The organism is Bradyrhizobium sp. 930_D9_N1_4 (genome assembly GCF_052076015.1).
GTDB lineage: Bacteria > Pseudomonadota > Alphaproteobacteria > Rhizobiales > Xanthobacteraceae > Bradyrhizobium.
Genome location: NZ_CP197236.1, coordinates 4,176,282 through 4,188,542, shown reverse-complemented (window position 1 = coordinate 4,188,542; position 12,261 = coordinate 4,176,282). Strand labels below are relative to the sequence as shown.

Below are 12,261 nucleotides of genomic sequence, written 5' to 3'. Positions count from 1 at the left end.
TCACCGTTCGCTCCGTAGATTGCCCGCAAATCGCAACTTGGCGGCAACATCTGTGGATCAGTCGATGCAAAAGCAGCGTTCGGTCGCTCGTATTCTCGGAGCGGTGGTTGGGTCTCTCGGCCTCGTCCTTATTCTCATCTCAGCCTATGCGCTGAAGCTCGCGGTCACGCGGTATTCGGACAGCAACCGCATCGTCTCACTCGCGGTCGCCAGCCGCGACCTGACCAACACGCTGGTGATCTTTCGCCTGGAGCGCGGCGACACGCTGAGCTATCTGGCGTCGGCCGCGCCCGCGCCCGACAGCGTCATGACCAGCCTCGCCGGGCAGCGCGCCACCGTGCAGAAGAATTACGCGCAGGCTCTGGAAAGCCTCGCCGCCGTCGAAGCACCCGGACTCACTGAGAAGCTCGACAAGCTCCGCGGCATCTGGGCGCAGCTCGAGGAGCTCAGGCCGCGCGCGGTCACGGCTTTGAAGCAGGAGAAGGCGGCTCGTGAAGCCAGCCTGACGCCGGGCTGGGCCAAGATCAGCGACGCCTATATGGACGCGATCGGCGATGTCACCGCCCATGTCGACAACGCGATGACGCTGATCGATCCCGTGGTCGATCGCCTCCTGATCGCCAAGCAGGCGTCCTGGCAGGCGCGCGCCAATGCCGGTCAGACCATCCTCGTCCAGTTCTCCTCGATCCTCGCCAACAAGACCTGGACCGCGGCCGACGGCGTCACTTTCGCCGATCTGCGGGGCCGCATCCAGCAGTCCTGGGTCGTCGTGCGCGATCTCAGCCCGAATGTGGCCTCGCCCGAATTGTTGGAGGCGATCCGTAACGCCGAGCCGGAAATCTCCGGTGCGCTCAGCGACGAGCGCAATGCGATTGCGACCAAGCTGCTTGCCGGTGAGCCCGCCGGCGTCGTCGGCCTCGAGTACCGCGATCGCCAGCTTGTCGGCGCCAACAACGTCGTCATCGTCACGCAGACCGCGCTCGCCAACATGATCTCGCGGGCCGAGGAGGGCGCCTCGCGCGCCCGCTTCAGCCTGTTCCTGTTCGGCCTGCTGGTGCCGGCCTCGCTGGCGCTGACGATCGGCGGGCTGATGCTGATGCGCAACCGCGTCACCCGACCGCTGACCGCGATCACCGGTGTCATGACGCGCTTTGCCGCGCATGATTTCGCCGGCGAAGTCCCGGGCCTCGGCCGCAACGACGAGATCGGCCGCATGGCCGAAGCTCTCCAGGTGTTCAAGGAGGCCATGATCAACGCCGAGCGCCTGTCCGGCGATCAGGCAGTCGAGCGTGCCGACAAGGAGAAGCGTGCGTCCGAACTGTCCGGGCTCGTGCGGCAGTTCGAAAGCCGGATCGGCCAGATGGTGCAGACGCTCTCGAGCGCCTCGGGCGAGCTGGAAACGACGGCACGCTCGATGTCGGGCACGGCCGCCGAAGCCCAGACCCAGGCCGGCTCGGCCTCGACCCTGGCCGACCAGGTCGGCGGCGGCGTGCAGACCGTGGCGGCCGCAGCCGAGGAGCTCAATGCCTCGATCCGCGAGATCAACCGCCAGGTCGAGCAGGCGAGCCGCGCCACCGAGCAGGCGGTCGTGACCGTCAGAGAAACCGACAGCACCATGCGTGCGCTCGCCGACGGCGCCGACCGGATCGGCGAGGTCATCGGCCTCATCACCTCGATCGCCGGCCAGACCAACCTGCTGGCGCTCAACGCGACCATCGAAGCCGCCCGCGCCGGCGAATCCGGCCGCGGCTTTGCGGTCGTCGCGAGCGAGGTGAAGAATCTGGCGTCGCAGACGGCGAAGGCGACCGAAGAGATCAGCGCCCAGATCACGGAGATTCAGGGCGCGACGCAGAAGGCGGTCTCCGCCATCGACGGCATCGTCAAGACCATCGAGGAAGTCTCGAGCATCAACCGCGTCATTGCGGCTGCCATCGAGGAGCAGAACAAGGCCACTGCCGAGATCGCCACCACCGTGCAGCACACCGCGGAAGCGACCTCGACCGTCACGCGCAACATCGCGACCGTGTCGTCAGCGGCCAACGAGACCGGCCGCGCGGCCAACGGCGTGCTGAAGGCTGCGGCCGATCTATCGAGCCAGTCGGCTTCGCTGACGGGCGAGGTTGACAGCTTCATCACCAGGGTGCGTGAAGTGGCGTAACGTCCGCAGGAACGACAAGCAACAAAAGCCCGCCGCAGCGTGACACTGCGGCGGGCTTTCTCGTTGATCGGACTATTTCGCCCCGTCAGCCACGATCGGCTCCATCCCGCTCGCGATGATCGTATCGCGCGCGGCGGGGGACGCGAGGAACTTGATCAAGGCCCGTCCGGCCTCGGGTTCTTTCGAACCCGCGGCGATCCCCGCCGAGAAGATCGTGATTTTCTGCAATTCATTCGGCAGCGGCCCGACGATATCGATGCCCTTCACGGGCTTCAGCTCGCTGATCTGCTGAAAGCCGAGCTCGGCCTCGCCGTGCGCGACGATCTCGCCGACGGGCGTGGCCGGAATCTTGCGCGCCTTGTCCTTCATCACGTCGGCAATGCCGAGCTTGTCGAACATCTCGGTCGAGACGTAGACGCCGCTGGCGCTGTCGGAATAGGCGATCGTCTTCGCCGCCAGCAGCGCGCGCTTGACGGCCTCCACCGAGCTGATGTCCGGCTTCAGCGCACCCGCTTTCACGGCAACGCCGATCGGCGATCGCGTGAGGTCCACCTGGCTGCCGGCCACGACCTTGCCCTTGCTCGCGAGGTCGGTGAGGGCGTAGCCCACCATGATCAGGACGTCGGCGGGCTCGCCACGCTCCAGCCGGACCGGGATCGCATTGGTGGTCGTCCCCATCGACGGCCCATATTCCGTCAGTACCTTGTTGCCGGTGGCTTTCTCGAACTCCGGCACGAGTGCCTTGTAGGCCGCCGTCAGGCCGCCCGAGATCATTACGCGCACTTCAGCAGCGTCAGACGGGCCGGTGAGCCACAGGACGCCGAGAGCGCTGAGGGCGAGGTTACGGAATGTTGCTGATATCGATTTCATCGTGTTCGTCTCCAACTAGCCCCGTCCGCGATAAGACGCGACGCCTTGCTCCGGCACCCACATGCCCTTCGGCACGCTTCCGGTCTGCCAGAACACGTCGATCGGGATGCCGCCGCGCGGATACCAATAGCCGCCGATGCGCAGCCATTTCGGCTTGATCTCGGAGGCGATGCGCTTGCCGATCATCACCGTGCAGTCCTCGTGGAAGGCGCCGTGATTGCGGAAGCTCGCGATGTAGAGCTTGAGCGATTTCGACTCCAGCAGCCATGGGCCGGGCGCGTAGTCGATCATCAGGTGGGCGAAATCCGGCTGGCCCGTGACGGGGCAGAGCGAGGTGAATTCCGGCACGGTGAAGCGGACCAGATAATCGGTGCCCGCCTGCGGATTGGGCACGCGGTCGAGCTTCGCCTTCTCGGGCGTATCCGGCCATTCCACGGCGCGGCCGAGCTGCAGGGAAGGTGAGTTGTTCGATTTGCTGGTTTTTTTCGACATCAGGCCGCCTCCGGTGCGGCCCTCTTAGCCAATCATCGGGCGGCCGTCACCCGGCCTTTTCCACTTCGATGCATTGCGGTAGAAGCACCCGCGAACCGCCCCCTTGTTCCCCGGAAAGAGGCTCCCATGACCGCCATCATCGACATCATCGGCCGCGAAATTCTCGATAGCCGCGGCAACCCCACCGTCGAGGTCGACGTCGTGCTGGAAGATGGCGCGCTTGGCCGGGCCGCGGTGCCCTCCGGTGCCTCCACCGGCGCCCATGAGGCCGTGGAACTGCGCGACGGCGACAAGGCCCGCTATCTCGGCAAGGGCGTGACCAAGGCGGTCGGCGCCGTCAACGGCGAGATCTTCGAGGCCCTGAGCGGTCTCGATGTCGAGCAGCAGGCCCAGCTTGACCAGATCATGATCGACCTCGACGGCACGCCGAACAAGAGCCGGTTAGGGGCCAACGCCATCCTCGGCGTCTCGCTCGCCTGCGCCAAGGCTGCCGCGAACTCGCTCGACATGCCGCTCTATCGCTACGTCGGCGGCACCTCGGCGCGGCTGCTGCCGGTGCCGATGATGAATATCATCAATGGCGGTATGCATGCCGACAACCCGATCGACTTCCAGGAGTTCATGATCCTGCCCGTCGGCGCGTCCTCCTTCGCCGAAGGCCTGCGCTACGGCGCCGAGGTCTTCCACACGTTGAAGTCGGAGCTGAAGAAGGCCGGCCACAACACCAATGTCGGCGATGAGGGCGGCTTCGCGCCGAACCTGCCGTCGGCGGACGCTGCCCTTGAGTTCGTCATGAACGCGATCGGCAAGGCCGGCTACAAAGCGGGCTCCGACATCGTGATCGGCCTTGACTGCGCCTCGACCGAATTCTTCAAGGACGGCAAGTACGTTTATGAAGGCGAGGGCAAGACCCGCTCGATCTCCGAGCAGGCCAAATATCTCGCCGACCTCGTCGGCCGCTATCCGATCGTGACCATCGAGGACGGCATGTCGGAAGACGACATGGACGGCTGGAAGGAGCTCACCGATCTCATCGGCAAGAAGTGCCAACTGGTCGGCGACGATCTGTTCGTCACCAACGTCAAGCGCCTCGCCGACGGCATCAAGGCCGGCCGCGCCAACTCGATCCTGATCAAGGTCAACCAGATCGGCACACTGACCGAGACGCTCGCCGCCGTCGAGATGGCGCACAAGAACGGCTATACCTCTGTCATGTCGCACCGCTCCGGCGAGACCGAGGATTCCACCATCGCCGACCTCGCGGTGGCCACGAACTGCGGTCAGATCAAGACCGGCTCCCTTGCGCGTTCCGATCGCACCGCCAAATACAACCAGCTCCTGCGCATCGAGCAGCAGCTCGGCAAGCAGGCGCTCTACGGCGGCAAGGCGGCACTGAAGGCGCTGGCATAAGCCAGCGCTCCAGCAAGGACAGGAGAGGATCGACATGAGCGACGGCAAGACCGGACTGCAACTGCGTTCGCTGCTGAAGACAAGCGGCGAGCTCGAATTGTCACTGGTGAATATCCCGACGCCGGAGCCGGCCGACGACGAGGTCGTGGTTCGTGTCGAGGCTGCGCCGATCAATCCGTCCGACCTCGGGCTGCTGATCGGCCCCGCCGACATGTCGGCCGCGCAGGCGTCCGGCACCAAGGATCTGCCCGTGATCACCGGCAAGATGCCGGACGCCGTGATGCGGATGATGACGGCGCGATTGGATCAATCGCTGCCTGTGGGCAACGAGGGCGCCGGCACGGTCGTCGGGACCGGATCGTCGGATGCCGCAAAGGCGCTGATGGGCAAGACGGTGTCGATGATCGGCGGCGCCATGTACACGCAATATCGCGTCCTCAAGGTCCGCGACGTGATGGAATTGCCGGCGGGGACCACGGCGGCCGACGGTGCGTCCTGGTTCGTCAATCCGCTGACCGCACTCGGCATGACCGAGACGATGCGGCGGGAGAACCACAAGGCGCTCGTGCATACGGCGGCCGCCTCCAATCTCGGCCAGATGCTGAACAAGATCTGCATCAAGGACGGCATTGGCCTCGTCAACATCGTTCGCAGCAAGGATCAGGCCGACATCCTGACCAAGCTCGGCGCCAGGCATGTCGTCGATTCCACGGCGCCGTCCTTCATGGACGATCTGACCGATGCGCTGGTGGAAACCGGTGCCACGATCGCTTTCGACGCCATCGGCGGCGGCAAGCTTGCCGGCCAGATCCTCACGGCGATGGAGGCCGCGGCCAACAAGACCGCGAAGGAGTACAGCCGCTACGGCTCCAACGTGTACAAGCAGGTCTACATCTACGGCAGTCTCGACAACCGTCCGACCGAGCTGAGCCGGTCGTTCGGCCTGACCTGGGGCGTCGGCGGCTGGCTGTTGACGCCGTTCCTGCAAAAGATCGGCCCGGCCGAGATCGGACGGCTGCGCCAGCGTGTGGCGTCCGAGCTCAAGACCACGTTCGCCAGCCACTACACCAAGGTGGTGTCGCTGTCCGAGACGCTCGATCCTGCCAATATCGCGGTGTACGCCAAACGCGCCACCGGCGAAAAATTCCTGATCAACCCAAATAAATAATCGGGACGTGCGACCGCACGTCACCCAAAAGAGGTCTTGCCTTCTGAACGAAGCGGGAGATTATTCCGCCGCCATTTGATAGCGGAAAAACCGCAAGGCGTTCAGAAGGGGACCTCTCCATGACCGATCTCAATCGCCGCCATTTGCTCGCAGGCGCGGCCGCCGTCGGTGCGGCTGCCGCGACCGGCCTCCGGCCGACCGTGGCCAATGCCGCGGTGCCGCAAGCCGGGACGCAGGCGCCGGGCTTCTATCGCTACAAGGTCGGCAGCTACGAATGCACCTCGATCAATGACGGTGCGCGCACCTTCCCGATGCCGGACAAGTTCGTCGCCAACAAGCCGAAAGAAGAGGGGCTGGCCGCGGCCGAGGCCGCCTACATGCCGAAGGGCATGGTCACGGTGCCGTTCAATCCGCAGCTCATCAACACCGGCTCCAAGCTGGTGCTGATCGACGCCGGCAACGGCGTCGCCAATCTGGAGCCGAGCAAGGGCGCGGTCGGCCGTACGCTGCAGAACCTCCAGGCCGCCGGCGTCGATCCCAAGAACATCGACGTCGTGCTGCTGTCGCATCTGCATCCCGATCACACCAACGGCATCCGTCTGGCTGACGGTGCGCTGGCCTTCCCGAATGCGGAGATCATGGTGCCGGGCAAGGACTGGGAGTTCTGGACCAGCGAGGACAACACGGCCAAGGCCGAGTCCAACCCGATGATGAAAAACTATTTTGCAAACGTGAAGAAGACCTTTGCCGGCCTCGAATCCAAGGTGACCAAGTACGAGTGGGGCAAGGAGGTCGCGCCGGGCATCACCTCGATCGCGACGCCCGGCCATACGCCCGGTCATACCTCGTTCGCGGTCGCCTCGGGCGATGCGAAGGTTTTGATCCAATCCGACGTCACCAACATTCCCGAGTTCTTCCTGCGCAATCCGGACTGGCACGTGCTGTTCGACAATGATGCCGCGATGGCGCAGGAGACGCGCCACAAATTCTACGACATGGCGGCAGCCGAGAAGGCCACCGTGATCGGCTTCCACTTCACCTTCCCCTCGATCGGCCATGTCGAGAAGGACGGCGCCAAGTACCGCCTGATCCCGTCGGCGTGGAATCCGACGATCTGATCCGGGTTGCCGATCGACGCGAAACGGCAGGCCGCCCTCGGGCGGCCTGTTTGCTTTTGCGGAGGCATCTCGCGGAACCGCCTGTCCAAACAAAAACGTCGAAACAACCCCATGCACAGTAGAAATCGTGAGCGATTTCAAATATTCGTCAAAACCGAATTGGAGATTGCGCCGTCGGGCAAAACAGGGGTAGCATGGCAGGGTGGACAGATGCGCTGGCCAGCGGCTTTTGCGTAGCCCGGATGGAGCGAAGCGCAATCCGGGAGGCGTGCCGCAACTTCGACTTCCCCGGATTACGCTTCGCTTCATCCGGGCTACAGGCTAAAGGCCCGACCATCTGCTTTCGTGAAACTCAGCGTTTCCAAACCGGACCGGTTCATGCACTTGCATCCATTGCTCCGGATCGCTTAAGTGCCGCCGGCACTTCCCTCAAGGTTTCAAGGACACCCCATGGCCTACAACATCGTCGTGATCGCCGGCAGCCTGCGCAAGGACAGCTTCTCGCTGAAGATCGCCAACGCGCTCGCCAAGCTCGCGCCTGATACGCTCAATCTCGACGTCATCACGCCCGCCGGCATCTCGTTCTTCAACCAGGACCTCGAGGGCGCGCCGCCCGCCGACTGGCTGGCCTTCCGCGAAAAGCTCCAGAAGTCCGACGGCGTCATCTTCGTCACCCCCGAATACAACCGTGCCATTCCGGGCGTGCTGAAGAACGCCATCGACGTCGCCTCGCGCCCCTATGGTAAGAGCTCGTTCAACGGCAAGCCGGTCGGCATCATCTCGAACTCGCCGGGCCCGCTCGGCGGCGTCAGCGCGGCCAAGACGCTCCAGAACATCCTGCCGGGCATCGCCGGCCCGATCCTGCAGCAGCCGGAGATCTATCTGAACGCGGTCGGCGACGCCTTCGATGCGGAGGGGAACCTGACCAAGGAATCGCTGAAGCCCGTGCTCCAGGCTTACATCGACGCCTATGCGGCGCACGTGGCCAAGCACCACGGCTGAGGCCACCCAGCTCTTCGTCATGCCCGGGCTTGTCCCGGGCATCCACGGTCTTCGTCATCGCAGGCAAAGGACGTGGATGGCCGGGACAAGCCCGGCCATGACGCGCGGGGATAGTGTCCCCCATACCGGTCCGCAGGCAGAATTAGCACGCCCTTAACCAACCTGCCGCATCTTCCCATGATGGTCTCCCGCGCGCGCCTGAAATCGATCCTGACCGGCCTTGCCCTCTATGCGATGGCGGCCGCCATCGTCGGCTATTTCGGCGTCAACGCCTACACCGGCAAATACGGCCTCAACGCCCGCCAGGAACTCGATCAGGAGATCATTGCGCTGACCAGCGAGCTGGCCCAGCTCAAGCGCGAACGCGCCCGGAGCGAGCAGCGTGTGTCGCTGCTGCGGACGTCGCGGATCGACCCCGACATGCTGGACGAGCGGGCGCGTTACCAGCTCGACTATGTCAATCCGCACGATCTCGTTCGGATGATCCCGGCGAAATAATCGGCGCGGGCGGATGCCTGCGTGAGCAGGCGACCTCTCACCGATTCCATCGATCGAACACGCGCGAGACATGCGCAAGGCGCGTTGCCGTCGTGCGGATGACGTCAGCGTGTCGCTGATCTGGCATTCCACACACCTTGGCGTGAGTCACGGGAGCTAATGTTGCCCGATGAGCGCCAAACATTGTGCAATATTTCGACCACGTTGCAGTGCGGCATAACGAAACTTGCACCGCATCGCCGCGGTGCTTTCCAATGGTGTTTGAGTTGGGTTAGAGAGGGCTGAAGTTTTCTCTGACCCGGAATTCCCATGGCCGCACCCAAGAAAGCCGCCGCAGGCGCTGCACAGGACAAGACCGACGGCGGTTCGCCCCCGGAGTTCACGAAAGAGCAGGAGCTCAAGGCGCTCCGCGAGATGCTCCTGATCCGGCGGTTCGAGGAAAAGGCCGGCCAGCTCTACGGCATGGGTGCGATCGGCGGGTTCTGCCATCTCTATATCGGCCAGGAGGCCGTGGTGGTCGGCATGCAGATGGCCCTGAAACAGGGCGATCAGGTCATCACCGGCTATCGCGATCACGGCCACATGCTTGCCACCGGCATGGACGCCAACGGCGTCATGGCCGAGCTCACGGGCCGCCGCGGCGGCTATTCCAAGGGCAAGGGCGGCTCCATGCACATGTTCAGCAAGGAGAAGCACTTTTACGGCGGCCATGGCATCGTCGGCGCGCAGGTCTCGCTGGGCACGGGTCTCGCCTTCGCCAACCACTATCGCGGTAACGACAATGTCAGCGTCGCCTATTTCGGCGACGGCGCGGCCAACCAGGGCCAGGTCTATGAGAGCTTCAACATGGCGGAGCTCTGGAAGCTGCCGGTGATCTACGTGATCGAGAACAACCGCTACGCCATGGGCACTGCGGTCTCGCGCGCCTCGGCGCAGCAGGATTTCTCCAAGCGCGGCGCGTCCTTCAACATTCCCGGCAAGCAGGTCGACGGCATGGACGTCCGCGCCGTCAAGGCTGCGGGCGACGAAGCTGCCGCCTGGTGTCGCGACGGCAAGGGTCCCTACATTCTGGAAATGCAGACCTACCGCTACCGCGGCCACTCGATGTCCGACCCTGCAAAATATCGCACGCGCGAGGAGGTCGAGAAGGTCCGCCACGACCAGGACCCGATCGAGCAGGTGCGCAATCGCCTGCTTGCGGCCAAGGTCAGCGAGGCCGATCTCAAGGCGATCGACGCCGAGGTGCGCGACATCGTCAACGCGTCCGCCGACTTCGCCCAGCATGATCCCGAGCCGGATGCCGCCGAGCTCTGGACCGACATTTACCGCTGAACGCGCGCAAGCTTTCTTTTGGAGTCGATATGCCAATTCAAGTGCTGATGCCCGCGTTGTCGCCCACGATGGAAAAGGGCAACCTTTCCAAGTGGCTGAAAAAAGAGGGTGAGACGATCAAGTCCGGCGACGTGATCGCCGAGATCGAGACCGACAAAGCCACCATGGAGGTCGAGGCGACCGATGAGGGCACGCTCGGCAAGATACTGATCGCCGAGGGGACCGCCGACGTCCCGGTGAACACGCCGATCGCGACCATTCTCGCCGATGGCGAAAGTGCCGCCGATCTTGCCAAGGCGCCGGCGCCGGCCAAGCAGGAGAAGGCTGCGGAGTCCGCGCCGCCCGCTGCTGCAAAGGCCGAGGCGCCTGCAGCGAAGGCCGCGCCCGCGCCGCAGGCCGTGGCCGAGCCCGATCCGGAAGTGCCCGCCGGCACCGAGTTGATCACCCAGACCATCCGCGAAGCGCTGCGCGACGCCATGGCCGAAGAGATGCGTCGCGACGCCGATGTCTTCGTGATGGGCGAAGAGGTCGCCGAATACCAGGGCGCCTACAAGGTGACGCAGGGCTTGCTTCAGGAGTTCGGTGCCAAGCGCGTCATCGACACCCCGATCACCGAGCACGGCTTTGCCGGCGTCGGTGTCGGTGCCGCCATGACCGGCCTGAAGCCGATCGTCGAGTTCATGACTTTCAACTTCGCCATGCAGGCGATCGACCAGATCATCAACTCCGCGGCCAAGACGCTGTACATGTCCGGCGGCCAGATGGGCTGCTCGATCGTGTTCCGCGGGCCCAACGGCGCGGCCGCGCGCGTCGCCGCCCAGCACAGCCAGGATTACTCCGCCTGGTATTCGAGCGTTCCCGGTCTGAAAGTCGTCGCACCGTTCTCGGCGGCTGACTACAAGGGCCTGCTCAAGGCCGCGATCCGCGATCCCAATCCGGTGATCTTCCTCGAGAACGAGATGCTGTACGGGCACACCGGCGAAGTGCCCAAGCTCGACGATTTCGTGATCCCAATCGGCAAGGCCCGCATCGTGCGGTCGGGCAGCCATGTCAGCATCATCTCGTGGTCGAACGGCATGAGCTACGCGCTGAAGGCCGCCGACGAACTCGCCAAGGAGGGCATCGAGGCCGAGGTGATCGATTTGCGCACGCTGCGCCCGATGGACACCGAGACCATCATCAACTCGGTCAAGAAGACCGGCCGTGCCGTGACGGTGGAAGAGGGCTGGGCCCAGAGCGGCGTCGGCGCCGAGATCGCCGCGCGCATCATGGAGAACGCCTTCGACTATCTCGATGCGCCGGTTGCGCGCGTGTCCGGCAAGGACGTGCCGATGCCTTATGCGGCGAACCTGGAGAAGCTCGCGCTGCCCTCCGTGGCGGAAGTCGTCGAGGCCGCCAAAGCCGTCTGCTACAGGTAGGCCATGACGGGCCCGAAGGAGCAGCCACTGCCACCCGACGTTCTCGCCCGCGATGATGCGGTCGAGATCCTGCGCGTATTCGTGCTGGACGGCGGGCTGTCGATGGCGTTCCAGCGGGCCTTCGAGGAGCCCGACATGTGGGGCCTTCTGCTGGTCGATCTCGCCCGCCACGCCGCGCGCGCCTATGCGCGCGAGAGCGAGTATACCGAGGAGGACGCCTTGAGCCGGATCCTCGAGATGTTCCAGGCGGAGATCGAGCGTCCGACCGACACCGGCACCACGACGCCGCGCGGGAAGGGACACTGACCGTGGCGATCGAAGCCCATCATTTCGATTTCATGCTCGAGGCGATCCGCGAGGCGCAGGACTCGATCGCGCAGGGCGGCCTGCCGATCGGCGCCGTGCTGACGCGCGACAACAAGATCATCGCCCGCGGTCACAACAACCGTGTGCAGGAAAACAACGTCATCCTGCACGGCGAGATGAGCTGCCTGCGCGAAGCGGGCGCGATCTCGTTCCACGACACGATCATGTACACCACGCTGTCGCCATGCTCGATGTGTGCCGGCGCGCTCGCTTTGTTCAAGGTCAAGCTCGTGGTGATCGGGGAATCCGTCACCTTCGAGGGCTCCAAGGACATCCTCGACAAGTTCGGCATCCCCTGGATCGACCTTGCCGACGACCGCTCCATCACCATGATGAAGAATTGGCGTTCCGTTCCTGCCAATGAGCGCCTCTGGCAAGGCGACATCGGTAACTAAACCTGGTCTGTTCGTTCTCACTTTCGGGGACGGA

General features: G+C 64.3%; 12 protein-coding genes. 10 read left to right on the top strand and 2 right to left on the bottom strand.

The genetic code is table 11. The features are described from left to right. Positions 1 to 64 precede the first annotated feature (64 nt). Positions 65 to 2,158 carry a methyl-accepting chemotaxis protein gene (locus AB7532_RS19700; protein ID WP_441236419.1) on the top strand — a complete coding sequence of 698 codons (2,094 nt, stop codon included), beginning with the start codon at positions 65 to 67 and terminating at the stop codon, positions 2,156 to 2,158. 72 nt (positions 2,159 to 2,230) lie between these two features. Here the strand turns inward: AB7532_RS19700 and AB7532_RS19695 are convergent, their stop codons facing one another. Next, on the bottom strand, positions 2,231 to 3,028 hold the full coding sequence (locus tag AB7532_RS19695; RefSeq protein ID WP_441236418.1) for a substrate-binding domain-containing protein: 798 nt from the start codon (positions 3,026 to 3,028) through the stop codon (positions 2,231 to 2,233). Between the two features lie 15 nt (positions 3,029 to 3,043). Continuing rightward, positions 3,044 to 3,520: a preQ(1) synthase gene (gene queF, locus AB7532_RS19690; RefSeq protein ID WP_441236417.1), complete on the bottom strand. Its 477-nt coding sequence runs from the start codon at positions 3,518 to 3,520 to the stop codon at positions 3,044 to 3,046. A 126-nt stretch (positions 3,521 to 3,646) separates the two neighbouring features. On the opposite strand from queF, the gene eno reads away from it, so the two are divergent. The 9 genes from eno to AB7532_RS19645 all read left to right on the top strand — a co-directional run bounded on the left by eno (position 3,647) and on the right by AB7532_RS19645 (position 12,227). Beyond that, entirely contained in the window at positions 3,647 to 4,930 is a 1,284-nt protein-coding gene (eno, locus tag AB7532_RS19685; protein ID WP_441236416.1) for a phosphopyruvate hydratase, read from the top strand. Positions 4,931 to 4,964: 34 nt separating this feature from the next. Beyond that, the gene (locus AB7532_RS19680; protein ID WP_441236415.1) at positions 4,965 to 6,098 is read left to right on the top strand and encodes a zinc-binding dehydrogenase; all 1,134 of its coding nucleotides are present in this window, start codon (positions 4,965 to 4,967) and stop codon (positions 6,096 to 6,098) included. Positions 6,099 to 6,217: 119 nt separating this feature from the next. Beyond that, positions 6,218 to 7,216 (top strand): MBL fold metallo-hydrolase, encoded by a 999-nt coding sequence (locus AB7532_RS19675; protein ID WP_441236414.1) that lies wholly within the window; start codon positions 6,218 to 6,220, stop codon positions 7,214 to 7,216. A gap of 450 nt (positions 7,217 to 7,666) precedes the next feature. Continuing rightward, a complete protein-coding gene (locus AB7532_RS19670; RefSeq protein WP_441236413.1) occupies positions 7,667 to 8,218 on the top strand; it encodes an NADPH-dependent FMN reductase in 552 nt (183 codons plus the stop codon). 180 nt (positions 8,219 to 8,398) lie between these two features. Then, on the top strand, positions 8,399 to 8,716 hold the full coding sequence (locus AB7532_RS19665) for an FtsB family cell division protein (protein ID WP_008567889.1): 318 nt from the start codon (positions 8,399 to 8,401) through the stop codon (positions 8,714 to 8,716). 309 nt (positions 8,717 to 9,025) lie between these two features. Continuing rightward, complete coding sequence (gene pdhA, locus AB7532_RS19660; protein WP_441236412.1) at positions 9,026 to 10,048, top strand: pyruvate dehydrogenase (acetyl-transferring) E1 component subunit alpha; 1,023 nt, start codon at positions 9,026 to 9,028, stop codon at positions 10,046 to 10,048. A gap of 29 nt (positions 10,049 to 10,077) precedes the next feature. Next, on the top strand, positions 10,078 to 11,466 hold the full coding sequence (locus AB7532_RS19655) for a pyruvate dehydrogenase complex E1 component subunit beta (protein ID WP_441236411.1): 1,389 nt from the start codon (positions 10,078 to 10,080) through the stop codon (positions 11,464 to 11,466). Positions 11,467 to 11,469: 3 nt separating this feature from the next. Further along, entirely contained in the window at positions 11,470 to 11,772 is a 303-nt protein-coding gene (locus AB7532_RS19650; RefSeq protein ID WP_441236410.1) for a DUF5076 domain-containing protein, read from the top strand. A gap of 2 nt (positions 11,773 to 11,774) precedes the next feature. Beyond that, on the top strand, positions 11,775 to 12,227 hold the full coding sequence (locus AB7532_RS19645; RefSeq protein ID WP_441236409.1) for a nucleoside deaminase: 453 nt from the start codon (positions 11,775 to 11,777) through the stop codon (positions 12,225 to 12,227). Positions 12,228 to 12,261 lie beyond the last annotated feature (34 nt).

Excerpts from the sequence above, each read along its gene's own strand:
- AB7532_RS19700 (WP_441236419.1), top strand. The coding sequence starts at position 65 with ATGCAAAAGCAGCGTTCGGTCGCTCGTATTCTCGGAGCGGTGGTTGGG.
- AB7532_RS19695 (WP_441236418.1), bottom strand. The coding sequence starts at position 3,028 with ATGAAATCGATATCAGCAACATTCCGTAACCTCGCCCTCAGCGCTCTC.
- queF (WP_441236417.1), bottom strand. The coding sequence starts at position 3,520 with ATGTCGAAAAAAACCAGCAAATCGAACAACTCACCTTCCCTGCAGCTC.
- eno (WP_441236416.1), top strand. The coding sequence starts at position 3,647 with ATGACCGCCATCATCGACATCATCGGCCGCGAAATTCTCGATAGCCGC.
- AB7532_RS19680 (WP_441236415.1), top strand. The coding sequence starts at position 4,965 with ATGAGCGACGGCAAGACCGGACTGCAACTGCGTTCGCTGCTGAAGACA.
- AB7532_RS19675 (WP_441236414.1), top strand. The coding sequence starts at position 6,218 with ATGACCGATCTCAATCGCCGCCATTTGCTCGCAGGCGCGGCCGCCGTC.
- AB7532_RS19670 (WP_441236413.1), top strand. The coding sequence starts at position 7,667 with ATGGCCTACAACATCGTCGTGATCGCCGGCAGCCTGCGCAAGGACAGC.
- AB7532_RS19665 (WP_008567889.1), top strand. The coding sequence starts at position 8,399 with ATGGTCTCCCGCGCGCGCCTGAAATCGATCCTGACCGGCCTTGCCCTC.
- pdhA (WP_441236412.1), top strand. The coding sequence starts at position 9,026 with ATGGCCGCACCCAAGAAAGCCGCCGCAGGCGCTGCACAGGACAAGACC.
- AB7532_RS19655 (WP_441236411.1), top strand. The coding sequence starts at position 10,078 with ATGCCAATTCAAGTGCTGATGCCCGCGTTGTCGCCCACGATGGAAAAG.
- AB7532_RS19650 (WP_441236410.1), top strand. The coding sequence starts at position 11,470 with ATGACGGGCCCGAAGGAGCAGCCACTGCCACCCGACGTTCTCGCCCGC.